The organism is Variovorax sp. 05N34 (genome assembly GCF_056397405.1).
Genome location: NZ_JBFTNI010000009.1, coordinates 45626 through 70411 on the forward strand (window position 1 = coordinate 45626; position 24786 = coordinate 70411).

Consider the following 24786-nt stretch of genomic DNA (forward strand, 5'->3'; position numbering starts at 1 on the left):
ACCGCAACATTCACGATGTGGCACCGACGCACGATGAGTGCATCTGCATAGCCAAGGAGTCATCGCCATGATTCGCAACGTTGGAACCCTCGATCGCGCGCTGCGCGTTGGCGCCGGTGTGGTGCTGCTCGGGCTATCGATCATGGGGATGATCGGACCATGGGGCTTTCTGGGCATCGTGCCCCTGATCACGGGCCTGGTGGGCAACTGCCCGGTCTATTCAGTGTTCGGCTTGAAGACCTGCGCGACCATCGATTCGCCAGCTCCGAAAAGTTCGCGATGAAAGTCGCCATGCCGCCCAAAGTCCGGAGCGCCGCAGCCGCTTGGCAGATGGTCGTCGCCCTGGCAATGGTGGGAGCCGGCGTGCTCTGGCTTGCCTCGGCCCTGCTCGTGGCCTGGGTCACGCAGGACTGATCGTCCTTTGGCTCGACTTGTGTTGTTTGCGGCCGTGTAGCCGCGCAGCGCCTGCACGCGCGGCTTGCGCCTCAACGTGCCCAGCGCCAATCGAGGATCTCCGGCATGTCCTCTCCATGCGCAGTGATCCACGCCCGATGGGCCTGCAGGCGATCGCGCAGGGACTGCCGCACGTGGCCCGCCTTGTCCCGGATCCGCGCCACCCGATCGATCGCGTCGGCAGCGAGATGGAAGCGGTCGAGCTTGTTCAGCACGGTCATGTCGAACGGCGTCGTGGTCGTTCCCTCCTCCTGGTAGCCGTGCACATGGAAGTTGTCGTGGTTCGTACGCTTGTACGTCAACCGGTGAATGAGCCACGGGTAGCCGTGGTAGGCAAAGACCACCGGCTTGTTCGCGGTGAAGATTGAGTCGAACTCCGCATCCGGCAATCCGTGAGGGTGCGCGGAAGGCGACTGGAGCGTCATCAGGTCGACGACATTGACCACGCGCACCTTCAGGTCAGGTAACTGCACGCGAAGCAGGTCGACCGCCGCCAGCGTCTCCAGCGTCGGCACGTCGCCCGCACACGCCATGACGACATCCGGTTCCGCGTCCTGGTCATTGCTCGCCCAACTCCAGACCCCTAGTTCGACGCTGCGTCGGCCGTGGGGCTCTACTCGATCAGTCCGCGTCCGATTAAGTACCGGCGGCCTTCGTGGCTGATCCCCCAATGTGCGCCCCCGGTGCCCATAGCCGACGCGATCAACTCGATGGGAGACTGGCCGACGATCTCCGTCGCGCCCGCCCAGGCTGGCCTGCCGATCCTGCTCCAGTGCAAGGATCGAACCGGCATCGTGCAGGGGAAGCGGATATGAGCCAGCTCGAACTGCTCATCGCCAAGAGCCGCCAGGATGCGCGCAGCCAAGGGATGCGCCAGTTCATTCTGATCGAGCGGCACCTCTGCAACCGCGAGATCGGAGACGTGGCGGAGCGCAACGTCGAAGACATCTTGCGCTACCGCGTGCCGGGCGAGCTTCGCATTGCCGAGCTGCGGGCCGTCGAGACCAGTCGCTCAATGGTGGCGTGGGAGGCCGACAACGAGGGCTCCCTGGGGCTCGATGGCCCCGCCCCAATCAAGTTCGTCACCGACTTCGATGGCGAGGTCGTCCGCATCACCGCCCCCGTCCACTACACCAAGGAGCATCGGCCATGAACGCCGCGCAAAACAAGGGTGGACGCCCCAGGTCGACCACCAATGAAAAGCTGCCCAAGGGCGTGCGAATGGTCGAGGGCAAGCTCTACTGGCGCGGCACCGATCCGGCCAGCCGGGAGGTCGAGAAGGCCCTGCGCGAGGCGGGCGTCAGCCGGCGCTGCGGCACCACGGTCGCCGAGGCCAAGAGCTGGTATTCCCAAAACGTCGAGCCCCGCCTGAAGGGTCAGTCATGAAGTGCGCCGCGTGCGAGAGCACCGAGCAACAGGTTGTCTCGACGCGACCAGGGGCGGCGAAGGTCACCCGCCTTCGCCGCTGTCTGGCGTGCGGCCACCGCTGGACTACGGTTGAGTTGGCGGCCGAGAATGTAACGATGTTGGAGAGGGCCGCCCAGGCTGTGCGGCATTTCGCAACCCTAGCCAAGGAGATCGATGATGCCGCGCCCTCGCACGGTTAACCGCAAGACTCCAGACCTCCCTCGCGGCATGCGAAAGGTGCGCGCGAATGCTTGGTACTGGCGCGGCACCGATGTGGGCACGAAGGAGATCGAGAAGCGACTGCGCGCGTTGGGCGTAACCATGTTCGCTGGCAAGACGCCGCTCGAAGCTCGACGCTGGTGGGAGAAGCACATCTCCCCTGCCCTGTCCGCCTTGGTGCCGACTGACGAGATCGTCGGCACGGTCGAGGAGATCATCCGCAAGTACGAAGCCGACGAGCTGCCCAAGTTCACCCGCGAGCTGACTCGGAAGGAATACGAGGGCCGGATCAGCGCGTGCGCGCGGCGTTCGCGAAGAAGCGGTACGCAAAGACAGAGGCCGAGGCCATGATGCCTGGCTACCTGCGCGATATCAACATCACCCAGCACCTTCACGAGAACCGCTCACGCGGCGCGTCGGCCAACAAGGATATTCAGGCGCTCTCGCGCATGTTCCGGCTCGCCCGTATCCGCTGGGGGCTGACCGCTTACAACCCGTGCGCCGAGATCGAATACCTGCCCGAGAGCCCGCGCACCGAATACGTCAACGACACGCGCTACAGCGACATCTATGCAGCCGCCAGCCCGGTGCTCCAGTGCAAGTGCATGCTGGAGATCAGCACCCAGACCGGTGCCCGCGAGGGGATGATCTTCGACATTCGCTTGGGCGACTTCGACAACGACGGCATTGATCTGCGCGTCACCAAGAAGAAGAACGACAAGGGCTTTACGACCAAGCGGTACGTGATGACCCCCGATCTGAAGGCGGCGCTGGACCGCGCCAAGGAACTGCGGAAGAAGAACCGAGGCGGCGCGGCCAGCCTGCCGAGCGACTACCTGTTCATCACCCGAAACGGCAAGCCGTACACCAAGGAATCGTTCAAGAGCCTCTGGCGGGCGGTGCGCACGAAGCTCGGACTGAAGCCTCGCGAGATCGTTTTCCACGACATGCGGGCCAAGGCCGCCAGCGATTCGGAGTCCGACGTGGCCGCCCAGGAGCTGCTGCACCACGAGGACGTGAAGGTCACGAAGCGCGTCTGCCGTCGAAAGGTGCCAACTTCCACCCCGCTCCCCTCCGCAATCGGGGGACGCCGAGGAAGCTAACTCGCCGCAGGCTGCTGCGCGTGAAACATCTGCGAGAGTGCGCCTTCCGCTGCAGGTTGCCGGCCCCGCAGCAGTTCTGCCATTCTTCGCGCAGCATTCTGCTGTTGAAACGTCGCCCAGCCCGCTCGAATGTCCGCGCCGACAAAGTGCATAAACCGTTGATCGTTTGAAGCGAGGCGCATTCGACTCACGCACTCGTCTATGGCTACGCCTTTGAAGAACAGGTGGTAGAAGGTGATGTAGGCCACTGCGGCGTCTGCCCACAGGGCCTCTCCTGAGTTGCCGATCAGAGCCCAGAACGGGTGATCTTGATCCTCGTGCATAGCCATCCTGCAGCCCGAGCCGCCCATGCAAGAAGACATTGCGATCAACAGCGTCCCCTGCATGGAATTCGTGAGGGGTGCCAGCGACTGTCGCAGCTGAGCCCACTGGAGAAAGTGCCCGTTGGACAGTTGAATTCCCTCGTTGTTGCCGTGCATGCTCAGATGAAGGATCGGCAATCTTCCCGGGTTCGCCTGTAAAGCCTGCATGAGTCGATCGTTCAGGCTTTGTTCGAACGTTCTGGGCGTGGTGACCAGGCTGTACCAGTGGGGAATCCCGGCGAGCCGAAGTGCCTCGCACAGCGCACGGCCCTCGCTGCGACCATCGAGCAGATCGGTGTCTGCAGGGGACTCTATGACGTAAACGAAGCCGTTGACCATGTGAATGCCTCCAAAACCTACCGGCCGAGAAGACCGCGTTTGTCACAGACCGGGCCTATTTGTCACCGCCCACGAAAAAGGGGTTAGCGTTTTTTGCGCTAACCCCTTGATTCCATTGACGTTTTTGGTCGGTGTGAAAGGATTCGAACCTTCGACCCCTTGCACCCCATGCAAGTGCGCTACCAGGCTGCGCCACACACCGAAGCCCGCGATTATAGCGGCCCCAAATCAGTGACCTGTGGTCAGCAGCTCACGAATTTCGTTCAGCTCGCGCCGAAGGTGTAGCAACTGCGACAGATCGACCGTCCGCGCCGTGGATTGCGGTCGCTGTTGCGGCTGAGGAGCATCCACCTCGTCGTGAAGTGCAGCATCGAACTCCTCTTGATCGATTTCTACGGCTTCCATGCCTTGGAGCGGGACATCGCCTGCCTTCCGACGGTCGCGCTCGGACTGAACCATCTCCTGCAGCTTGTTGCGAGCGCCACTGATCGTGAAGCCCTGGTCATACAGCAGATCTCGAATGCGACGGATCATCAGCACTTCATGGTGCTGGTAATAGCGCCTGTTTCCGCGCCGCTTCATTGGGCGAAGCTGCGTGAACTCCTGTTCCCAGTAGCGCAGCACATGCGGCTTGACGCCGCACAACTCCCCGACCTCACCGATGGTGAAGTAGCGTTTGACGGGGATCGGAGGGAGGGTTTTCTCCATTGAAATCAATACGGTGCGAGCGAAACCTGAGAGGTTACTCCACCTGATTACCAAGCGCCACGCCTTATTGGGAGCCCACGCTCCATTCCACTTCTTGAGGCCCCTCTTCCGAGATGCTTCCGTGGATTTGTTCCTTGAGCTTTGCGCTTGCGTGGAACGTTGCAACGCGGCGTTCGCCGATGGGGATGGCCTCACCGGTGCGCGGATTGCGCCCTGGCCTTGGCGCCTTGACGCGGATCTGGAAATTTCCGAAACCCGAAATCTTGACGTCGGTCCCTTCGATGAGGCTGTTGGCAATCAAATCGAAGAATGCTTCGACCATGTCCTTGGACTCGCGCTTGTTCAAGCCGATCTGCTCGAACAGCAGGTCCGCCAGGTGAGCTTTGGTGAGCGCCGGCGTTTCGAGGGCTTCGAGCGTGAATTCCATGGCGTTCATATCCGAAGCCGCGCACCAAGCTGCGCGGTGAGTTGATCGACGATTGCACGCAGTGCCGCTTCGACCTGCTGGTCAGTCAAAGTCGCTGCGTCGCTGTTGAAACTGAGTCGGACTGCCATGCTCTTTTCGCCCTCGGCGAGACCGCCCGTGACGCCTGAACCATCGCGCGACACGGTCGGGCGGTAAATGTCGAAAAGCGTGAGTTCGCGCAACAGGCTGGGATCCGCCGCAGCCCGGATTGCACTCATCAATGCATCGTGGGTCACTGTTTCGGAGACCACGACGGCGATGTCGCGGTCGACGGCCTGGTGCTTGGGAACCGCATGCGCCACAGGCACAGATCGGGCGGTGACGGCTTCTAAGTCCAGTTCGAACAAGACCGGCGCATGTGCCAGATCCCACTTCTGGCGCCAGCGCGGATGCAGTTCACCAACCACCCCGATCGCTTGGCCGTCCAGCCGCACACGGGCAGCACGCCCCGGGTGCAGCGCCGGATGCTCTGCAGGTTCGAATGTCGCGATGCGCGGCGCGAGCAGCGCTTCAACATCGCCCTTGATGTCGAAGAAATCGGCACGGTGCGCCTTGCCTTCCCACCGCGAATCTTCAGCATCGCCCCAAGCCAGACCCGCCACCCGCATCGGCTGACGGATACCTTTCACGGTACTGTCAGTGGTGAGGACGGTCTCGTCACGCATAAAGACACGCCCCAATTCAAAAACGCGCGCCCGCGGCGCCTTGCGATCCAGATTGAACTTGAGCACCTGCATCAGTGAACCGATCAGCGAAGAGCGCATGACGCTCATTTGACTGGCAATCGGATTCAGAAGTTTGATCGGATTGGTGTTGCCCGCGAGGTCTTGCTCCCAGTGGGATTCGACAAAGCTGAAGTTGATCGTCTCCTGATAGCCCAATGCCGCCAGTCGCTGCCTGACGGCAAAACGGCTGCGCTGGGCTTCGGGCCGCACGCGGGCCGTGATGGGCGCCAGAGGCGGCGTCGTGGGAAGGTTGTTGTATCCGATGAGTCGGGCCACCTCTTCGATCAGGTCTTCCTCGATCAACAGGTCGAAGCGATGCGGCGGTGGCGTGACGATCAGCTTGCCATCACCTTCTTCCACGTTCAACGCGAGGCGTCGCAACGCATCTGCGCATTGCGCCTGCGTGAGCGGCATGCCGATCACGCGCGCGGCGCGGGCCGGGCGCAATGTCACCGGCTTGGCTTCCGGCAGTCGCAAAACCTGGTCGTCGACAGGACCTGCTTCGCCGCCACAGATCTCGGTAACCAACTGCGTGATCCGCTCGATGATCGCCACCGTCCGACTTGGATCCACTCCGCGTTCGAAACGATGACCTGCGTCGGTCGAGAAATTGAACCGACGCGAACGACCTTGAATGCTCTCGGGCCACCAAAAGGCCGCCTCGATATAGATGTTGCGGGTGTCGTCGGAGACGGCGGTCGTATCACCGCCCATGATGCCTGCGAGCGACTCGACTTCCTGCTCGTCGGATATGACGCCGACCTTTTCATCGACAGTGACGGTGCTTCCGTTCAGCAGCTTCAGGTGCTCACCGGGCTTGCCCCAGCGAACGGTCAAGCTCCCATGAATCTTATCCAGATCGAAGATATGGCTCGGCTGGCCGTACTCGAACATGACGTAGTTCGAAATGTCCACCAGCGGCGAGACGCTGCGCTGCCCGCAACGTGCAAGCCGATCGACCATCCATGCCGGGGTGGTCACTTTCGTGTCGACGCCGCGAACAATACGGCCGGAGAACCGGCCGCAAAGCTCGGGAGCTTCGACCTTTACGGCGAGCTTGTCAGAGATTTTTGACGCCGCAGGTGCGATCGCCGGTGTCTCCAGTGGCGCCCCTGTCAGGGCCGCCAGTTCACGTGCAATGCCAAACACGCTGAGGCCATGGGCAAGATTCGGCGTGAGCTTCAGTGTGAGCAACGCATCGTCCAGCTTCAGCACTTCGCGAACGTCGGCCCCTACAGCGGCATCGGGTGCCAATTCGAGCAGTCCGCCATGGTCGTCGCTGAGCTTCAGTTCACGGGCCGAACACAGCATGCCTTGGCTTTCGACGCCGCGGAGCTTCCCGAGCTTGATGAGGAAGGGCTTGCCATCTTCGCCAGGCGGAAGCTCCGCTCCGACCAGAGCCAACGGCACCTTGATGCCCACTCGAGCATTGGGCGCTCCGCAGACGATGTTAAGCAGAGCGCCCCGACCGGCGTCGACCTGGCAGATGCGCAAGCGATCGGCGTTCGGATGTTGAACGGCTTCCTTGATTTCGCCCACCACCACCTCGGAGAAAGGCGGCGCGACGGGCCTGCGCTCCTCAACTTCGAAGCCACCCATCGTGAGTGTTTCGGCCAGTTCGGCGCTGCTGAGCGGCGGGTTGCAGAACTCGCGCAACCAGGACTCGGGAAATTGCATCTCGTCGTTCTCGTTCTGTTTACTGGAATTGGCGCAAGAAGCGCAAGTCGCCGTCGAAGAAAAGGCGCAGATCGTCGACACCGTAGCGCAGCATCGTCAGTCGGTCTGGTCCCATGCCAAACGCGAAACCGATATAGCGCTCGGGGTCCAAGCCCATATTGCGTACGACGTTCGGGTGGACTTGTCCCGAGCCCGCGACCTCAAGCCAGCGACCGGCCAGTGGACCGTCTTGAAATTGGATGTCGATCTCCGCACTGGGCTCGGTGAAGGGAAAAAAGCTTGGACGGAAGCGCAGCACCAGATCGTCGCTCTCGAAAAAAGTGCGGCAAAAATCGGTGAAGACAACCTTGAGATCCTTGAAGCTCACGTTTTCGCCAAGCCAGAGTCCCTCGCACTGGTGGAACATGGGCGAATGAGTGGCATCGCTGTCGACGCGGTAGGTGCGTCCGGGCGCGATCACGCGAATTTCGGGCGCCTTGACTGCTCCACCAGAATCCGCCGCTGCCGCTTCGAACTGCGCGGCGTACTTCTTGATGTGCTGATGTGCGTAGCGGACCTGCATCGGACTCGTGTGCGGACGCAGGTTGTATGGGATGCCATCCTCCCCATTGAGATCGACGTAGAACGTGTCCTGCATCGAGCGGGCCGGATGATTCGGCGGATTGTTCAGAGAAGTGAAACTGTGCCAATCGCTTTCGATTTCAGGACCATCCGCAACGTCGAAGCCCATGCTCGAGAAGATTGCCTCTATGCGCTCCATCGTTCGGCTGACCGGATGAAGGCCACCCGAAACGCGCTTGCGGCCCGGCAAGGTCACATCCAGAGCCTCAGAGCGCAACTGCACCGCCAGTTCTTCGTCGGCGAGTTGCTGACGGCGCTCCGCCAGCGCAGCTTCGATGGCCTGCTTGGCGAGGTTGATCGCTGCACCCCTGGATTTTTTCTCGTCCACGCTCAGCGAAGCCATGCCTTTCATCAATTCGGTAACGCGGCCGGCCTTGCCGAGAAATTGCGCTTTGGCGTTTTCCAGTTCGGCCGGAGCCTTCGCTTGGGCAAAGGCTTCGCGGGCGGTATCGACAAGGGAGTCCAACTCGTTCATGAGGGTGTGGGAGATGAAACAGGAACAAACGGGGGAGGATGAAGAAAGGGCTGGTGCCCTTTCAAGCGCCAGCCCTCATGTCGTGGGCGCAGGCACCATCGTGGATGGCAACCTGCTATGCGGGATCAAGCTGCCAGCTTGGCCTTGACCTGCTCCACGATGCCGGCAAAAGCGGCCTTGTCATGCACGGCGATATCGGCGAGCACCTTGCGGTCGATTTCGATACCAGCCTTGCGGATGCCGTTGGCGAACTGGCTGTAAGTCAGGCCCAATTCGCGCGAGGCGGCGTTGATACGCGCAATCCAAAGTTGGCGGAATACGCGCTTCTTGGTACGGCGGTCACGGTAGGCATATTGGCCTGCCTTCATCACCGCCTGTTTGGCGATGCGGAAGACATTGCCGCGGCGACCACGGAAACCCTTGGCGAGTGCGAGAACCTTCTTGTGGCGGGCGCGAGCCGTTACACCACGTTTGACGCGAGGCATATGTGTACTCCTTGTTCGTCTGGTTAGATGCCGCTGCCGGGCAACATGGCGGCCATGGAAACCATGTTGGTCTCATGAACTGCTGTCGCACCCCGCAGGTGACGCTTGTTCTTGGTGGTCTTCTTGGTCAGGATGTGACGCTTGAAGGCTTGCCCGCGCTTGACGGTGCCACCTGGACGAACGCGGAAACGTTTTTTCGCGCTGCTCTTGGTCTTCATTTTGGGCATGTAAATGCTCCTCTTGTTTGTGCTCGTGAGGCGCCGCGGATGTTCCGCGGGCTTGTTGGCCCCGAGACACTTCTACATCTCGCCTATGCCTGCACCTTCAAGGCGCAGGCAGCGGCGAAATCCTTTAAAACAGCAACTTAGGCCGCCGCTGGAGCCGCCGTTGGCTCCACAGTCGGTCTTGCGGCTCCCGCCTTCTTGCGACCAGGAGCGATCATCATGATCATCTGCCGGCCTTCGAGTTTCGGAAACTGCTCCACCACGATCAGATCACCGAGTTCATCGCGAATGCGCTGCAGCAGTGCCAGCCCAAGCTCTTGGTGCGTAATCTCACGACCACGGAACCGGAGGGTGATCTTGCACTTGTCGCCGTCTTCCAGGAAACGGCGAATGTTGCGCATCTTGATGTTGTAGTCGCCGTCGTCGGTGCCTGGGCGGAACTTGATTTCCTTGACCTCAATCACCTTCTGCTTGGATTTCGCTTCGGCTGCCTTCTTTTGCTCGTGGTACTTGAACTTGCCGTACTCGATCAGGCGGCAGACCGGCGGATTGGCCGCCGCGACGACTTCCACCAGATCCACGTCCTGCTCGCCGGCAAGGCGCAGCGCCTCAGCGAGGCTCACGACCCCCAATTGCTCATTGTCGGGCCCGATCAGGCGAACTTCCGGGGCCATGATCTCCCGGTTAAGGCGGTGTTGGCGTTCCTCGCGGTGGCGGCGGTCGCGAAATGCAGTAGCGATGGTCAGAATCCTTCAAACAATTTGCTACAAGAATGTAGCGAACGCCATAGAGTTCGCGCCCACAAGTCGTCTGATAAAAATCAGCCTTTGAACTCTCTCTAATTCAAAGCTTGTGTTGGATGTCGTGAGCAATCTTTTGCGAGAACGCTTCTATCGACATAGCACCGAGATCCACATTGCCTCGGGCGCGCACTGCGACGGCACCTGCTTCCTTTTCCTTGTCGCCTACGACAAGGATGTACGGGAGCTTTTGCAACGAATGCTTCCGTATTTTATACGTAATCTTCTCGTTGTGTAGGTCGAGCGAAACTCTAAGACCTTGACTCTGCAGCGTTTTTGCAACCCCGGACGCGTACTCTAACTGTCCCTCGCTGATGTTGAGGACCGCCACATGCACTGGAGCCAGCCACGCGGGCATTGCCCCCGCATGATGTTCGATCAGCATGCCGATAAAGCGCTCCAGGCTCCCCACGACGGCGCGATGAAGCATGACCGGATAAGCGCGCCCGCTGGTCTCCGTCACATATTCACCACCCAAGCGCTCAGCGGTGTTGAAGTCAACCTGCATGGTCCCGCACTGCCATTGGCGGCCGATGGCGTCCTTCAGCGTGTACTCGATCTTGGGTCCGTAAAAGGCGCCGTCGCCAGGCGAGACGACGAAATCGACGCCCGAACGCCGGAGGGCCTCCATGACGGCGAACTCTGCCTTGTCCCACAATTCGTCCGAACCCACGCGGTTCTCGGGCCGGGTTGCGACCTTGTAGAGAATCTCCGTGAAGCCGAAGTCCGCATAGACCTTCTGCAGTTGCGCCGTGTACGCGACGCACTCATCGAGGATTTGATCCTCGGTGCAGAAGACGTGACCGTCGTCCTGCGTGAAACCACGAACACGCATGATGCCGTGCAAGGCGCCGCTGGGTTCATTTCGATGGCATTGGCCGAACTCTCCGTAGCGCAACGGCAGATCACGGTAGCTGCGCAGATCCGATTTGAAAATCAGGACATGGCCCGGGCAGTTCATCGGCTTGAGCGCGTACTCGCGCTTTTCCGACTCGGTAGTGAACATGTTTTCGCGGTAGTTCTGCCAGTGGCCGGTTTTCTCCCAAAGGCTCTTGTCCAGGATCTGCGGTCCCTTGACCTCCTGGTAGCCGGTTTCGCGGTAAACGCGGCGCATGTACTGTTCGACTTCCTGCCAAATGGCCCAGCCTTTGGGATGCCAGAACACGACCCCCGGCGCCGTCTCGTCGATGTGGAACAGGTCAAGTTCCTTTCCCAGCCGGCGGTGGTCGCGCTTCTCCGCTTCCTCGATGCGGCGGATGTAGTCGTCCAGTTGCTTCTTGTCGGCCCAGGCCGTACCGTAGATGCGCTGCAATTGCTCGTTCTTTGCGTCCCCGCGCCAATAGGCGCCTGCCAGCTTCGTCAGCTTGAACACCTTCAGGAACCGTGTGTTCGGCACATGCGGGCCGCGGCACATGTCGACGTATTCCTGGTGGTAGTACAGCCCCATCTCCTGCTCATCGGGCATGTCTTCCACTAGCCGCAGCTTGTAGTCCTCGCCCCGCGATTTGAAGACGGAGATGACTTCCTCGCGCGGCGTCATCTTCTTGATCACATCGTAGTCCTGCGCGATCAGTTGCCGCATGCGCGCTTCGATGGCCTCCATGTCCTCCGGGGTGAAGGGGCGCTCGTACGAAATGTCGTAGTAGAAGCCCTCATCGATGACTGGGCCGATGACCATCTTCGCCGTCGGGTAGAGCTGCTTGACCGCATGGCCGACCAGGTGGGCCACCGAATGCCGGATGATCTCCAGGCCTTCATCGTCCTTTGGAGTGATGATCTGCAGCTTTGCGTCGTGGTCGATCACGTCGCTGGCGTCTACCAGGCGGCCGTCGACTTTGCCGGCGAGTGTCATCTTCGCAAGGCCGGGACCGATTGCCTTGGCAACCTCGGCCACAGAAACCGGGCCAGGGAACTCGCGGCGCGAGTTGTCAGGGAGCGTGATCTGAATCATGAAAAACCTCAGCGAGAAAACAAAAAAGCGCGGTACTTGACCGCGCTTGGCTTGGTGATGTGCCGGTGACTTCCGGCGTGCGCGGCCTACTGGCCTTTCCCCTGAAGGAAAAGACCGCTGATTCCTTGCGGTGTAGTTCGCGGTGTCATAACCAAGGTGCCTTTCTCGCTCTTGTTGGGGCTGGAAGAAGCTGGAGATTCTATCCTCGGCGGCCGGTAATGCGCGTGCATCTCCGTCTCGCCCTGAGCGGACGAAAAAGATCCCCGAGGATCGCCCCTGCAGGGATCTTTCCGATTTTGCAGGCCCGTGGCGGGCCGCATCGGCTCAGTGGAACTGCTCTTCTTCCGTCGAACCCGTTAGCGCCTTGACGCTGGAGGAGCCGCCCTGGATCACCGTCGTGACGTCGTCGAAGTAGCCTGCGCCGACTTCCTGCTGGTGCGAAACAAAGGTGTAGCCCTTCTCGCGCGCCGCGAATTCCGGCTCTTGCACCATTTCGACGTAATGCTTCATGCCTTCGCCATTCGCATAGGCATGTGCGAACTTGAAGGTGTTGTACCAGTTGATGTGGATGCCCGCGAGCGTGATGAACTGGTACTTGTAGCCCAGCGCCGAGAGCTCGTCCTGGAACGCTGCGATGGTCTTGTCGTCGAGATTCTTCTTCCAGTTGAAAGAAGGCGAGCAGTTGTACGACAGCAGCTTGCCTGGACATGCGGCATGCACGGCCTGGGCGAATTCGCGCGCAAAGCCGAGGTCCGGCGTACCGGTTTCGCACCACACGAGGTCGGCAAAAGGCGCATAGGCGACGCCGCGGCTGATGGCTTGCTCCAGGCCGTTCTTGACACGGTAGAAGCCTTCCTGCGTGCGTTCGCCGGTAAGGAACGGCTTGTCGTTGGCATCGTGGTCGGATGTGATCAGGTTTGCCGCTTCGGCGTCCGTACGGGCCAGCACAATGGTCGGAACGCCCATCACGTCGGCCGCAAATCGTGCCGAAATCAGCTTCTCGCAGGCTTCATGGGTCGGAACCAGCACCTTGCCGCCCATGTGTCCACACTTCTTCACTGCGGCGAGCTGGTCTTCGAAGTGCACACCGGCAGCACCCGAAGCGATCATGTTCTTCATCAGTTCGAAAGCGTTGAGCACGCCGCCAAAGCCGGCTTCCGCATCAGCGACGATCGGGAGGAAGTAGTCGATGAACTCCTTGTCCCCGGGATTGACGCCGCGCGACCACTGGATCTCATCGGCGCGCTTGAACGTGTTGTTGATGCGGCGAACCATCGTGGGCACCGAGTCATAGGCATACAGCGACTGGTCCGGATACATGGTTTCCGAGGTGTTGCCATCCGCGGCAACCTGCCAGCCGGACAGGTAGACGGCCTCGAGACCGGCCTTGGCCTGCTGCATTGCTTGCCCCGCGCTGATGGCACCGAATGCGTTCACGTAGCCCTTCTTGGCGCCGCCGTTGATCTTCTCCCACAGCTTCTCGGCGCCGCGCCGAGCGAGCGTGTGTTCGATTGGCAATGAGCCGCGCAGACGCACCACGTCTGCAGCGCTGTAGCCCCGCTTGACGCCCTTCCAGCGCGGGTTGGTGGCCCAGTCTTTTTCGAGGGCGGCGATCTGTTGTTCGCGGCTGAGTTGTTCGGTGAGGGTCTGTGGCATGGTCACTCCGAGGGTTGATTGAGAGGAGGCGCTGTCGCGGCCGTTGGAGCTACTGTATGGCAAACGTGTCCACTCTTATGTCTTATAGAAGACATATTTTTCTGCGAACAAAATCAATGACTTATGGCGTTTTTTCTCAATGCAAAATTATTTTTCTTGTATTGAGAAAAAATATTGCGGCGCAGCACTCGCTTGTTTCACTATACGGAATGGCGTTTGCGGCAATGAAAAGGTGAAAAGGAGATTGCCCGATCTCGCGATGACTGGCTTGCCAGAGACGCTACGGGGGCGCACACGCAGCGAGAGCGCGCTGTCACATAAGGCATCATCGAATCAGTCCTCCTCAAGCATTCAAGTCTTTTGAACACCGCACTCCCGGCGCCGCAGCGCCTTGTCGCTTACGGCTGCCTCGCCTTGAGCATGTCGCTCGTGGGTGGCTACGTCGCGCTTTCAAAGCCGCTCGTCGCGGCGTTCCCGGTCCTCTTGCTCGCATGGCTGCGATTCGGCATTGCGGCACTTGCCATGCCTCACTGGCTTCGACGCCCTGCGAACGAGCCGCCCATGACACCGCACACGCGCGGACTGGTCTTCCTCGAATCGTTCCTCGGCAACTTCATGTTCTCGATCTGCATGCTCTTCGGCGTGAGTTTGACGAGCGCGGTGTCTGCCGGCGTGATCATGGCTTCCATACCGGCAGTCGTCGCAATCGGCAGTTGGCTCTTCCTGAGAGAACGCATCACGGCGCGCATCGGCGCGGCGATCGTATGTGCGGCCTTCGGCATCGGATTGCTGGCGCTGGCGCCGGCACAGGCAGCGGTGCATGCGAGCGACGCGTCGCCCGCCCGCATGCCATGGCTCGGCAATCTGCTCATCTTTTGCGCCGTTCTTTGCGAAGCCGCGTACGCAGTGATCGGCAAGTCGTTGACGGGAAGGCTGGGGCCGAAGCGGATTTCCTCTTTGATCAACCTGTGGGGATTCGCGCTTTCGACGCCGCTGGGCATCTGGTTCGCGCTGCGCTTCGACTTCAGCGCAGTCTCCGTTGGCATCTGGGTCCTCTTGCTCGTCTATGCGCTTGCAGCAAGCATATGGACCGTCTGGCTTTGGATGACCGGCCTCAAGAGTGTCCCCGCATCGCAGGCGGGCGTGTTTACCGTGATGCTTCCAGTGAGCGCGGCGGTGGTCGGCGTGGTGGTCCTGGGAGAGGATCTGTCGGTGCCGCAAGTGATCGCCTTCTCGCTCGCGCTGCTCGGCGTGTTGCTTGCGACTTGGCCGTCGCGACGTGCCTGAAGCCATCTCTTGCCACTGTCGAGGGAAATCACTGGGCTTCTCTCCTCTGAAAAAACAACAGCTCCCAATGAAAAAAGCCGTTTTTCCCTTGGAAACGCGTTTCTTCTCCTTTAGCATCCGCAATGCCGATGGAGACACTGCTTTTCATTGGTGAAAGTGTCCAACCAAAAAAGGAAATCAACCATGGCAACTGCAAAGAAGGCTCCGGCCAAGAAAGCGCCGGCAAAGAAGGCGGCTCCCGCAAAGAAGGCAGCCGCACCGGCGAAGAAGGCTGCTCCTGCAAAGAAGGCGGCACCCGCAAAGAAGGCGGCTCCGGCCAAGAAGGCTGCTGCAAAGAAGGCTCCCGCAAAGAAGCGCACTCCCAACGCTGCGTTCATGAAGGCACTGACCCCCAGCCCGGCGCTTGCAGCTGTGGTCGGCTCGACGCCTCTGCCGCGCACCGCTGTCGTGAGCAAGCTGTGGGATTACATCAAGAAGAACAACCTCCAGGACAAGGCCAACAAGCGCAACATCAACGCCGACGCCAAGCTGAAGGAAATCTTCGGCAAGCCGCAGGTCTCGATGTTCGAACTGGCTGCACTGATTGGCAAGCACGTCAAGTAAGAGCCATCCAGGCGCCCCGCGCGCTTGAATCAAAAAAGCCGGCATGCGCCGGCTTTTTTTTGCCCTGAGCGCGTGCGCAGGTTCACCCCTTGGCCTGCGCCGCCTTTCTGATCGAACTCAACGTACCGCGGGTCGTGATCACCTCGGGGTCCAATGGAATCTCGATCAGGGTGCCTGTATCGGCAGCCAGAGCACGCATCAACGCCCCCTCGAACTGCGCGGTTTCCGTCACGCGTTCGGCCGCATAGCCATAGGCCTTGGCCAGCGCGCAGAAGTCGGGGTTGCGCAATTCCGTGCCGCTCACCTTGGACGGATATTCGCGCTCCTGGTGCATGCGGATCGTGCCGAACATGCCGTTGTTCAGCAGAACAATGATGCTCTTGGCCCCATGCTGCGCCGCTGTGGCGAGTTCCTGCCCCGTCATGAGGAAGTCTCCGTCCCCAGCGATCGTGAAAGCAACGCGGCCGGTGGCGATGTTTGCGGCGATGCCGGCGGGCACGCCATAGCCCATGGCGCCGCTGGTGGGCGCCAGTTGGGTCTTCGCACCTTTGACGAGGCCGTGATAGCGGAAGTAGCGATGCACCCAGCTCGCGAAGTTGCCCGCGCCGTTCGTGATTGCAGTGTCAGGCGGCAAATGCTTCTGGAGCAAACCGACGACCGTCACCATGTCGACAGCGCCGCGCGGCGCCTCTGCTGGCAGGCCGGCAAGCGCCTGCGGCTCGAGGTTTGCAACGTAGTCGGCGTTGGCCGCGCTCGTCCATGCCTCCCAGGGCAGTTCGGTCGGAGCGCTCAACACCTCCAGGCTGCGCGCGGCCGAACTCATGCCCGCGTTGATCGCCAGGTCGGCCTGATAGACCCGATTGAGCTCTTCCGCGCTGGCGTGGATGTGCACCAGCGTCTGTTTTGGCTTGGGTGCTTCGAGGAGCGTGTAGCCGCCGGTCGTCATCTCGCCAAGCCGCGGACCGATCGCGATGATGAGGTCGCTTTGGCGGACTCGATCGGCAAGCTTGGGATTGATTGCAATGCCCACGTCGCCAGCGTACAGCGGATGGTGGTTGTCGAAAGTGTCCTGAAAGCGGAACGCATTGGCAACGGGCAGCTTCCAGTTCTCGGCGAATCGCTGCAGTGCCTGGGCTGCTTGCGTCGTCCAACCACCGCCGCCGGCGATGACCAGTGGGCGCTGCGACTTCAGCAGCAGTTCACGGAGGGTGCGCAAGGCGCCAGGATCGCTCCAGGGCTCCACCGGCTCCACGCGCCGCAGCGGTCGCGCATCGGTGGTCGCGCGCAGCATGTCTTCGGGCAGCACGACCACTACAGGCCCGGGGCGCCCGTTCATCGCCGTCGCAAAGGCCCGCGCGACGTATTCGGGAATGCGGTTGGCATCGTCGATGCGCTCCACGCGCTTCGCGAAGCCCTTGGTGCTGGGTCCGAAGAAGCTGCCGTAGTCGACCTCCTGGAACGCCTCCCGATCTCGAAAATCGCTGCCGACGTCGCCAACAAAGAGCACCATCGGCGTCGAATCCTGGAACGCGTTGTGCACGCCGATGGACGCATTGGTGGCACCCGGCCCGCGCGTGACGAAGCACACGCCCGGCCGCCCGGTCAGCTTGCCGTGCGCCTCGGCCATGAAAGCCGCGCCGCCTTCCTGGCGATTGACGATGAACCGGATGCGCTCGCGATAGGCATGAAACCCGTCGAGCACGGCCAGGAAACTCTCTCCAGGAACGCCGAAGGCCAGTTCGACCCCCTGCTCTAGCAGACACTCGACGATCAGGTGACCCGCGGGTTGTGATGAACTCATTTAAGACGCGCCCTTTTGCTGCAACAACGTTGATGAATTATGTGCGGGCCTCGCGCCGGCTTGCCTTAATTCACCGATTGGTTAAATTCGCCACATGCGCACAAAAGCCAGACACACCGCGCCGAGCGAGCCGCGTTCCCGGGACGCCGACCGATCGCAGCTCGCCATCCTTGCATCGGCTCGCGACGAGTTCGCACGGCATGGTCTTGCCGGTGCCCGCATGGACAGCATCGCCGAGCGCGCGGGGCTCAACAAGCGGCTGATCTACTACTACTTCGGCAGCAAGGACGACCTCTTCCTCGCCGTGCTCGAAGGCACCTATGCGGACATCCGGCAAGCCGAGCAGCGGCTTCACCTGGACGAGGTCGAGCCCGTCGAGGCCATTCGTCGCCTGATCTCCTTCACGTGGCACTACTACCTGGAGCATCCGGAGTTCATCACGCTGCTCAACAGCGAAAACCTGCATCGCGCCGAGCATCTCAAGCGCTCCGATCGCATCCAGGAGATGAACTCGCCGCTGGTTCAACTGCTCGACGGTGTACTGGAGCGGGGCAAGCACAACAATCTCTTCCGCGCTGGCGTCGATCCCGTTCAGCTCTACATCTCTATCGCCTCGCTCTGCTATTTCTACCTGTCGAACAACGACACCCTGTCAGCCGTGTTCGGACGCAATCTGCGCGCACCCAAGGCGATGGCGCAGCGACTCTCGCACATGACGGATCTCGTACTGGGCTACGTCCTGCGCTGATACGGGTATCTCCTAGGCACGCACTCGTTGCGCCGTTGCAATGGGCTTCCTAGAATCGTTAATTCACTTGTCGGTGAATTGAACATACCTTGTCGATGCTTCGCAACTTCCTGCTCTCCCCCGCGCTGCGGCCTTTCCTGCTCATCGTGATTCTGCTGGTGCTGTGGGACCTCGCGATCCGGCTTTTCAAGATCCCTGCCTACCTGATCCCTCCGCCATTGCAGGTTGTGCAGCAGTTGATTGCCGAGTGGCCGCGCCTTCTCGCGGAAAGCTGGAAGACCACGGTCGCGACGCTCGGCGGATTCGCACTGACGATCGTGATCGGGATTCCGATCGCGATGGTGATCGCCTATTCGCGCCTGGTGGAGTCCTACGTCTATCCGCTGCTGGTGTTCTCGCAGAGCATTCCCAAAGTCGCGATCGCCCCGCTCTTCGTCGTGTGGTTTGGCTTCGGCATCTTTCCGAAGGTGATCTCCGCGTTCCTGTTGGGTTTCTTTCCGGTGGTGGTCTCGACGGTGATGGGTTTCAAGTCGGTCGAGCCCGACATGCTCGACCTGGCCCGCTCCATGGGTGCGAGCCGACTGCAGACCTTCTTGAAGATCAGTCTCCCGCAGGCGATGCCGGCGATCTTCAGCGGGCTCAAGGTTTCGGTCACCTTGGCCGTGGTCGGCGCAGTCGTCGGCGAGTTCGTCGGCTCCAACTCCGGCATCGGCTACGTGCTGCAGGTCGCCAACGGCAACTTCGACCTGCCGTTGATGTTCGCCGCCCTGGTCGTGCTGTCGACGATCGGAGTGATTCTTTTCGTCGCCGTCGACCTCGTCGAACGGCTGATGATTCCGTGGCATGCGTCGCAACGCCACGCCCAGTGAGTTCCAACCACTCTTCCAGGAGACAACCATGAAGAAGATGCTGACATCCCTCATTGCCGGAGCCACTGCGGCACTGGCGCTCGCCTTGACGCCCGCACATGCGCAGAACAAGCCGCAGGACAAGGTCACCCTGATGCTCAACTGGTATCTCTACAGCGAGCATGCCCCGTTCTTCCTGGGCAAGGAGCGCGGCTATTACGCAGACGAAGGCATCGACCTCGACATCCAGGAAGGCCGCGGCTCGGCCGTGACCGCGCAGGCAGTGGCCGCCAAGTCGGCAACCTTCGGCTATATCGACGTCACCACCATGATCAAGGCCGCAGCAAAGGGCGCTCCGCTGAAGTCGACGGGCGTCCTGTTCCAGGTCAGCCCGATGTCGGTCATGGGTTTCTCCGAAAAGAACATCAAGACGCCCAAGGACGTCGTCGGCAAGACTGTGGCCACGACGCCGGGCGACTCGATGTCGCAGATGTGGCCGCTCTTCCTGAAGGTCAACAACATCCAGGCCGACCAGGTGAAGATCGTCTCGGGTGACGCGCAGACCAAGCTCAACGCGGTAACCAGCGGCCAGGCCGACTTGCTGCTCGGCTATGTGATGGACCAGGCAATCAAGCTTCAGGACGCCACTGGCAAGCCTGTCACGCCGATCCGGTTCGCGGACTCCGGCGTCAACCAGATCAGCTCGGGGATCATCACCAACAAGAACCTCCTCACCGAGAACCCCGACCTCGTGAAGCGCTTCATGCGCGCCTCGACGCGCGCCGCCGAGGCCGCCGAGAAAGACCCCGCTGCCGCTGTTGACGCCATGCTCAAGGCCAACCCGAAGGCCGGCGTGCGCGACACGCTCATCCTCGGTATGAAGCAGAGCGTGGCGCTCTATCACACCAAGGACACCGCCAACCAGCGCCCCTTCCGTGTCGCGATGAAGAACGTGGACGACTCACTCGACCTGCTCGTGCAGTACGGCGGGATGGACGCCGCCACCCGCGGCAAGGCCGAAGACTACGTGACGCTCGACTTCCTGCCCTGACCAGCTCGCCCCCAGGCTGCGCGCACTTCGTGTCGCTTCGCCTACCCCCTACCGGGGGCAACACTGCGGTCCGGCAAAGCCGGCTCCGCGGTGTTTCCCGAAAAGGTGCGTTCCAGTTCGGCTCCGTTTTTTCTTAATTCATGACTTCTGATGTTTTGATCGAAGCGCGCGGCGTCTCGAAGATCTACCAAAGCAAAGACGGGCCCATCGAATCGCTGAAGCCGCTCGACTTCTCGATTCGCGCAGGGGAGTTCGTCTCGGTGGTGGGGCCCTCAGGCTGCGGCAAGAGCACGCTGCTGAAGATGGTCGCGGGGCTCCTGCCGATCAGCGGCGGTACGCTCTCATTGGCTGGCCATCCGATCATCGGTCCGCAAAAGGACGTCGGGATCGTCTTCCAGAGCGCGGTGCTGTTGGCATGGCGAAGCATCGAGGAGAACATCCTCCTGCAGGCCGAGATCCGGCGGATGCCCAGGACGGCGGCACGCGAACGCGCTCGCGAGTTGATGAAGATGGCCGGACTCACCGGCTTCGAGAACAAATACCCGTGGCAACTTTCCGGCGGCATGCAGCAGCGAGCGTCGATCTGCCGCGCGCTGCTGCACGACCCGTCGGTACTGCTGATGGATGAGCCCTTTGGCGCTCTCGACGCGATGACACGCGAGAAGATGAACCTAGAGCTCCAGCGCATCTGGTCTGCCTCCAGGAAGACGGTACTCCTGATCACGCACAGCATTCCCGAGGCAATTTTCTTGTCGGACCGCGTGATCGTGATGAGCGAGCGCCCCGGTTCGATCGCCGCCATCTACGACATCGACCTGCCACGGCCCCGCCCCTTGGATGTCATGGGCACCGAACGCTTTGCAGCGTACGCACGCACTCTGCGCGCGCACTTCTTCGCGCAAGGTCACCTGGACGCGCACTGACGCTTCGCCATGTCCGCCGCGAACATCTCTTCCGCGCCTTTCGTGCGCGTGCTTGCCGTCGAAACCGGCGTGCGGCCGATGACGCTGCGCCTGCCGTTCAAGTTCGGCGCAGTCACGCTCACCCGCTGTCCGCAGGTGTTCGTGCGGGCCACCGTCGACTGCGGTGCGCACGGGGTGGCCGAAGGCTTTGCGGCCGAACTGATGGTGCCCCGCTGGTTCGACAAGCGGCCAGACCGAACCCAGGCGGACAACGTCACGGACCTTGGATGGGCATTGGAGGCCACGGCCAATGCCTACACGACAGCCGAAGCCGCGCCGGCATTCGCCCTGTTCGCCCGGCACTATGAATCGCTGATGGCACACGGCGCTGCACTCGGCCGCACGACGCTCTCGACCGCCTTCGGCCAAGCCGTGCTCGATCGCGCAGTCCTCGACGCGCTATGTCGCGCGACACAGGTGTCGGTCTACACCGCTATCCAGTGCAACATGATCGGAATGGTCGACACATCTCTGATGAATGACCTCCACGGCTGGGACTGGAATCGCTGGCTTGCCAAGCGCACTCCGGCCGACCATCTGCAGGCGCGCCATACGGTGGGCATGCTCGACGTACTGGATGGCGACACGGAGGATGCGGCCGGGCTGCCCGTCAGCCTCCCGGCCGTGGTGCGCCGCTACGGCCATCGCTATTTCAAGATCAAGCTGGGCGGGAATCCTGAGACGGATCTTCAACGGCTGCAGCAAGTGCTGGCGACGCTCGACACCATCGCGCCTGGGCATCAGTTCACCCTCGATGGCAATGAACAGTACGCCGACGCATACGCGCTGCGCGCGCTCTGCGAGGGCCTGCGCCAATTGCCGCAGCTTGCCGCTCGTCCCGAAGCACTGCTCTATCTCGAACAACCCCTGCCGCGCGACGCCAGCATGGACCCGGCGCTGCTCGAACCGCAAACGCCTTCGCCGCTCCTGCTCGATGAAGCGGATGGCACTCTGGACGCGTTCCATGAAGGGCGTTCGCATGGATGGCGAGGCGTCTCCAGCAAAGCTTGCAAAGGCTTCTACAAAGCCTTGATCAATCGCGCACGCTGCGATTCGTGGAATTCGGCCGCTGAAGGCGGTCACTATTTCATGTCCGCCGAAGACCTCACATGCCAGGCAGGACTGGCCGTGCAACAGGACCTGGCACTTGCTTCCCTGCTTGGTCTGCAGCACTGCGAGCGCAATGGCCATCACTACGTCGACGGCTTCGGCATTGCGCCAGCGGATGAACAAGCCGCCTTTGCCGCCGCGCACAGCGACCTCTACGAAACCAGCGCGAGCCGCCCTCGCCTGGCCATTCGCAACGGCCGGATCGACATCGGTTCATTGGCAAAGCCCGGCTTCGCTCACTCGGCAGTCCCTGATTTCGCCGGCCTGCACCCCCTCTCGCTTGCGTCCACGTTCGTGTAGACGCTGGCGCACTTCAACTCTCAAACACAGCGGAGAACACCATGACAACACAAAGACTCGGAATCATCATGCACGGCGTCACCGGGCGCATGGGCACGAACCAACACCTGATTCGCTCGATCGTCGCGATCCGGGCGCAGGGAGGCGTGACGCTGTCTAACGGCGATAAGGTCATGCCCGACCCGATCCTCATCGGACGCAACGCAGAGAAGATCCAAGCGCTGGCCAAGGCGCATGGAATCGAGCGCTGGGGCACCGATCTCGATCTTGCGCTGGAGAACAAGGACGACACCATCTTCTTCGACGCGGGCACCACGCAGATGCGCCCCACCCTGCTGGCGAAGGCCATCCGCGCAGGAAAGCACGTCTACTGCGAGAAGCCGATCGCGACCAATCTGAACGAAGCGGTGGAGATCGCCCGTCTTGCCGAAGGCTCTGGGCTCAAGCATGGCGCGGTGCAGGACAAGCTCTTCCTGCCTGGCCTGCGCAAGCTCGACATGCTGCGGCGCGCCGGCTTCTTCGGTCGCATGCTGTCGGTGCGGCTCGAATTCGGCTACTGGGTGTTCGAAGGCGACCTGCAGCCCATTCAGCGCCCGTCGTGGAACTACCGCAAGGAAGACGGCGGCGGGATGATCCTGGACATGATGTGCCACTGGCGCTATGTGCTGGACAACCTGTTCGGTGAGGTCAAGTCCGTGTCCTGCCTCGGGACGACTCACATTCCCAAGCGCTGGGACGAAGAAGGCAAACCGTACGAAGCCACCGCGGACGACGCGGCCTACGCGACCTGCGAACTCAAGGGACACAACGGCGAGCCGGTGATTGCGCAGATCAACATGAGCTGGGTCACGCGCGTGCGGCGCGACGATCTCGTCACCTTCCACGTGGACGGCACCGATGGCTCCGCCGTTGCGGGCCTGTCGTCGTGCCGTGCGCAATCGCGCGTTGCAACGCCGCGGCCAGTCTGGAATCCGGACGAGAAGCAGACGATGAACTTCTTCGATCAGTGGCAGGAGATTCCGGATTCGCAGGTGTACGACAACGGCTTCAAGATCCAGTGGGAACATTTCATTCGCCACGTCGTGGAGAACGCGCCGTACAGGTGGACTCTGCCTGAAGGCGCCAAGGGCGTGCAGCTCGTCGAGGCGGCGCTCGAAAGCTGGAAAGACCGGCGCTGGGTCGACGTCCCCGAACTCAAGATCTGAGTCTTTCCCATGGCCATTTCACTCACTCTCCCCACCGCGAGTGGCTCTCTCGCGCCCTACACACTGCGCGGAAGCACCCCAGTCAAGCCGCCGGCGGGCGTCAAGTTCGACCGCACCGCCTATTCGGCAGCGCACGTCGTGGCCGATGCCACGGCCGCCATCGACCCGTGGCTGCAGTGCGCGGTCGACTGGGATGCCACTATCGACTACCGCCGGCACCTTTGGTCGCTCGGCCTCGGCGTGGCCGAAGCAATGGATACCGCGCAACGCGGCATGGGTCTGGATTGGCCGACCTCTCTCGAACTGATCCGCCGCTCACTCGACGCCGCAAAGCACGTACCCGGCGCGCTGATCGCATCCGGCTGCGGCACTGACCATCTGGACATCGACAACGTCAAGACCACCGACGACGTGATCCGCGGCTACGAAGAGCAGATGGCGGCAATCGAAGCGCTCGGCGGCAAGCTGATCGTGATGGCCAGCCGTGCGCTCGCCCGCGTCGCCAGGAGCCCCGCCGACTACGAGCGCGTCTACGACCGCATCCTCAGCCAGGCGAAGCAACCTGTGGTGCTGCACTGGCTCGGCGATATGTTCGATCCGGCGCTCAGCGGCTATTGGGGCATGCCGGACATCGATCGCGCAATGGACACGGCGCTCGGCATCATCGCGGCGCATCCGCACAAGGTCGATGGGATCAAGATATCCCTGCTCGACAAGGACAAGGAAATTGCCATGCGTCGCCGCCTGCCGGCGGGTGTTCGCATGTATACCGGCGACGACTTCAACTACGCCGAGTTGATCGCGGGCGACGGATACGGCAGCGAACCCACGCATGGCAAGAGCGATGCGCTGCTCGGAATCTTCGACGCGATCGCACCGGCAGCGAGCGCCGCACTGGGCGAGCTAGCGCTCGGGAACGTCGACAAGTTTCATTCGATCCTGGGCCCGACGGTTCCTCTGTCGCGCCACATCTTTGCGGCACCCACGCGCTTCTACAAGACGGGCGTGGTCTTCATGGCATGGCTCAATGGTCATCAGAGCCATTTCACGATGGTCGGCGGTCAGCAGAGCACGCGCTCTCTGCCGCATCTGGCGGAACTGTTCAGACTCGCCGACGCGGCGAACCTGCTGGAGCAACCTGAGTTGGCGGTTCGGCGCATGAAGACACTGCTGGCTCTGCACGGCATTGAAGGCTGATTG

The 24786-nt window shown here is 61.5% G+C and carries 28 protein-coding genes and 1 tRNA gene; 16 read left to right on the forward strand and 13 right to left on the reverse strand.

Translation table 11 applies throughout. The annotated features are described in order from the left end of the window. The first annotated feature begins 67 nt into the window (after nt 1-67). A complete protein-coding gene (locus AC1DMA_RS22945; RefSeq protein WP_478126813.1) occupies nt 68-283 on the forward strand; it encodes a YgaP family membrane protein in 216 nt (71 codons plus the stop codon). Between the two features lie 8 nt (nt 284-291). Further along, nucleotides 292-414: a hypothetical protein gene (locus AC1DMA_RS22950; RefSeq protein WP_478126814.1), complete on the forward strand. Its 123-nt coding sequence runs from the start codon at nt 292-294 to the stop codon at nt 412-414. A gap of 71 nt (nt 415-485) precedes the next feature. Here the strand turns inward: AC1DMA_RS22950 and AC1DMA_RS22955 are convergent, their stop codons facing one another. Beyond that, a complete protein-coding gene (locus AC1DMA_RS22955) occupies nt 486-1124 on the reverse strand; it encodes a phosphoketolase family protein (protein WP_478145611.1) in 639 nt (212 codons plus the stop codon). Between the two features lie 140 nt (nt 1125-1264). Here AC1DMA_RS22955 and AC1DMA_RS22960 point away from each other — a divergent pair, with 140 nt between their 5' ends. Genes AC1DMA_RS22960 through AC1DMA_RS22980 form a run of 5 tightly spaced genes read left to right on the forward strand, consistent with a single transcriptional unit; the run spans nt 1265 to nt 3182 of the window. Continuing rightward, entirely contained in the window at nt 1265-1606 is a 342-nt protein-coding gene (locus tag AC1DMA_RS22960) for a hypothetical protein (protein WP_478126816.1), read from the forward strand. Further along, nucleotides 1603-1839, forward strand: a complete 237-nt coding sequence (locus tag AC1DMA_RS22965; RefSeq protein WP_478126817.1) for a hypothetical protein — start codon at nt 1603-1605, stop codon at nt 1837-1839. Before AC1DMA_RS22960 ends, AC1DMA_RS22965 begins: the two co-directional genes overlap by 4 nt. Then, nucleotides 1836-2060: an NrdR family transcriptional regulator gene (locus tag AC1DMA_RS22970; RefSeq protein WP_478126818.1), complete on the forward strand. Its 225-nt coding sequence runs from the start codon at nt 1836-1838 to the stop codon at nt 2058-2060. The genes AC1DMA_RS22965 and AC1DMA_RS22970 overlap by 4 nt, the downstream gene beginning before the upstream one ends. Beyond that, complete coding sequence (locus AC1DMA_RS22975; protein WP_478145612.1) at nt 2038-2430, forward strand: hypothetical protein; 393 nt, start codon at nt 2038-2040, stop codon at nt 2428-2430. The genes AC1DMA_RS22970 and AC1DMA_RS22975 overlap by 23 nt, the downstream gene beginning before the upstream one ends. Beyond that, nucleotides 2427-3182: a site-specific integrase gene (locus AC1DMA_RS22980; protein ID WP_478145613.1), complete on the forward strand. Its 756-nt coding sequence runs from the start codon at nt 2427-2429 to the stop codon at nt 3180-3182. Before AC1DMA_RS22975 ends, AC1DMA_RS22980 begins: the two co-directional genes overlap by 4 nt. Here the strand turns inward: AC1DMA_RS22980 and AC1DMA_RS22985 are convergent. The 11 genes from AC1DMA_RS22985 to aceA all read right to left on the reverse strand — a co-directional run bounded on the left by AC1DMA_RS22985 (nt 3179) and on the right by aceA (nt 13671). Then, nucleotides 3179-3883 carry a hypothetical protein gene (locus AC1DMA_RS22985; RefSeq protein WP_478126820.1) on the reverse strand — a complete coding sequence of 235 codons (705 nt, stop codon included), beginning with the start codon at nt 3881-3883 and terminating at the stop codon, nt 3179-3181. The genes AC1DMA_RS22980 and AC1DMA_RS22985 overlap by 4 nt on opposite strands. 125 nt (nt 3884-4008) lie before the next feature. Beyond that, nucleotides 4009-4085: transfer RNA gene (locus AC1DMA_RS22990), tRNA-Pro, on the reverse strand. Nucleotides 4086-4111: 26 nt separating this feature from the next. Next, the gene (locus AC1DMA_RS22995) at nt 4112-4591 is read right to left on the reverse strand and encodes a MerR family transcriptional regulator (protein ID WP_478127078.1); all 480 of its coding nucleotides are present in this window, start codon (nt 4589-4591) and stop codon (nt 4112-4114) included. A 64-nt stretch (nt 4592-4655) separates the two neighbouring features. Next, nucleotides 4656-5027, reverse strand: a complete 372-nt coding sequence (locus tag AC1DMA_RS23000) for an integration host factor subunit alpha (RefSeq protein WP_478126821.1) — start codon at nt 5025-5027, stop codon at nt 4656-4658. Continuing rightward, on the reverse strand, nt 5024-7459 hold the full coding sequence (gene pheT, locus AC1DMA_RS23005) for a phenylalanine--tRNA ligase subunit beta (RefSeq protein ID WP_478145614.1): 2436 nt from the start codon (nt 7457-7459) through the stop codon (nt 5024-5026). Before pheT ends, AC1DMA_RS23000 begins: the two co-directional genes overlap by 4 nt. Nucleotides 7460-7478: 19 nt before the next feature. Then, nucleotides 7479-8555 carry a phenylalanine--tRNA ligase subunit alpha gene (gene pheS, locus AC1DMA_RS23010; protein WP_478126823.1) on the reverse strand — a complete coding sequence of 359 codons (1077 nt, stop codon included), beginning with the start codon at nt 8553-8555 and terminating at the stop codon, nt 7479-7481. Nucleotides 8556-8680: 125 nt separating this feature from the next. Continuing rightward, nucleotides 8681-9040 carry a 50S ribosomal protein L20 gene (gene rplT, locus AC1DMA_RS23015; RefSeq protein WP_028253492.1) on the reverse strand — a complete coding sequence of 120 codons (360 nt, stop codon included), beginning with the start codon at nt 9038-9040 and terminating at the stop codon, nt 8681-8683. A gap of 23 nt (nt 9041-9063) precedes the next feature. Then, entirely contained in the window at nt 9064-9267 is a 204-nt protein-coding gene (gene rpmI, locus AC1DMA_RS23020) for a 50S ribosomal protein L35 (protein ID WP_028253491.1), read from the reverse strand. A 137-nt stretch (nt 9268-9404) separates the two neighbouring features. Then, on the reverse strand, nt 9405-10013 hold the full coding sequence (gene infC / locus AC1DMA_RS23025; protein ID WP_478145746.1) for a translation initiation factor IF-3: 609 nt from the start codon (nt 10011-10013) through the stop codon (nt 9405-9407). A 94-nt stretch (nt 10014-10107) separates the two neighbouring features. Next, the gene (gene thrS / locus AC1DMA_RS23030; RefSeq protein WP_478145615.1) at nt 10108-12015 is read right to left on the reverse strand and encodes a threonine--tRNA ligase; all 1908 of its coding nucleotides are present in this window, start codon (nt 12013-12015) and stop codon (nt 10108-10110) included. A gap of 324 nt (nt 12016-12339) precedes the next feature. Further along, on the reverse strand, nt 12340-13671 hold the full coding sequence (gene aceA / locus AC1DMA_RS23035) for an isocitrate lyase (RefSeq protein ID WP_478126825.1): 1332 nt from the start codon (nt 13669-13671) through the stop codon (nt 12340-12342). Nucleotides 13672-14031: 360 nt separating this feature from the next. Between aceA and AC1DMA_RS23040 the strand changes: the two genes are divergently transcribed. Together AC1DMA_RS23040 and AC1DMA_RS23045 are read left to right on the forward strand one after the other, a co-directional pair. Beyond that, the gene (locus AC1DMA_RS23040) at nt 14032-14958 is read left to right on the forward strand and encodes a DMT family transporter (protein WP_478126826.1); all 927 of its coding nucleotides are present in this window, start codon (nt 14032-14034) and stop codon (nt 14956-14958) included. A gap of 183 nt (nt 14959-15141) precedes the next feature. Further along, nucleotides 15142-15561 (forward strand): SWIB/MDM2 domain-containing protein, encoded by a 420-nt coding sequence (locus AC1DMA_RS23045; protein ID WP_478145616.1) that lies wholly within the window; start codon nt 15142-15144, stop codon nt 15559-15561. An 82-nt stretch (nt 15562-15643) separates the two neighbouring features. Here the strand turns inward: AC1DMA_RS23045 and AC1DMA_RS23050 are convergent, their stop codons facing one another. Further along, nucleotides 15644-17362: a thiamine pyrophosphate-binding protein gene (locus AC1DMA_RS23050; RefSeq protein WP_478145617.1), complete on the reverse strand. Its 1719-nt coding sequence runs from the start codon at nt 17360-17362 to the stop codon at nt 15644-15646. A gap of 94 nt (nt 17363-17456) precedes the next feature. Here AC1DMA_RS23050 and AC1DMA_RS23055 point away from each other — a divergent pair, with 94 nt between their 5' ends. The 7 genes from AC1DMA_RS23055 to AC1DMA_RS23085 all read left to right on the forward strand — a co-directional run bounded on the left by AC1DMA_RS23055 (nt 17457) and on the right by AC1DMA_RS23085 (nt 24783). Continuing rightward, a complete protein-coding gene (locus tag AC1DMA_RS23055) occupies nt 17457-18110 on the forward strand; it encodes a TetR/AcrR family transcriptional regulator (protein WP_478126829.1) in 654 nt (217 codons plus the stop codon). A gap of 95 nt (nt 18111-18205) precedes the next feature. Then, a complete protein-coding gene (locus AC1DMA_RS23060; RefSeq protein WP_478127080.1) occupies nt 18206-18979 on the forward strand; it encodes an ABC transporter permease in 774 nt (257 codons plus the stop codon). 28 nt (nt 18980-19007) lie between these two features. Continuing rightward, complete coding sequence (locus AC1DMA_RS23065) at nt 19008-20009, forward strand: ABC transporter substrate-binding protein (protein ID WP_478145618.1); 1002 nt, start codon at nt 19008-19010, stop codon at nt 20007-20009. Between the two features lie 140 nt (nt 20010-20149). Beyond that, nucleotides 20150-20932, forward strand: a complete 783-nt coding sequence (locus AC1DMA_RS23070) for an ABC transporter ATP-binding protein (protein ID WP_478126831.1) — start codon at nt 20150-20152, stop codon at nt 20930-20932. A 9-nt stretch (nt 20933-20941) separates the two neighbouring features. After that, nucleotides 20942-22381 carry an enolase C-terminal domain-like protein gene (locus tag AC1DMA_RS23075; RefSeq protein ID WP_478145619.1) on the forward strand — a complete coding sequence of 480 codons (1440 nt, stop codon included), beginning with the start codon at nt 20942-20944 and terminating at the stop codon, nt 22379-22381. Between the two features lie 41 nt (nt 22382-22422). Further along, nucleotides 22423-23586 carry a Gfo/Idh/MocA family protein gene (locus AC1DMA_RS23080; protein ID WP_478126833.1) on the forward strand — a complete coding sequence of 388 codons (1164 nt, stop codon included), beginning with the start codon at nt 22423-22425 and terminating at the stop codon, nt 23584-23586. A 9-nt stretch (nt 23587-23595) separates the two neighbouring features. Beyond that, a complete protein-coding gene (locus AC1DMA_RS23085) occupies nt 23596-24783 on the forward strand; it encodes a dihydrodipicolinate synthase family protein (RefSeq protein WP_478145620.1) in 1188 nt (395 codons plus the stop codon). Nucleotides 24784-24786 lie beyond the last annotated feature (3 nt).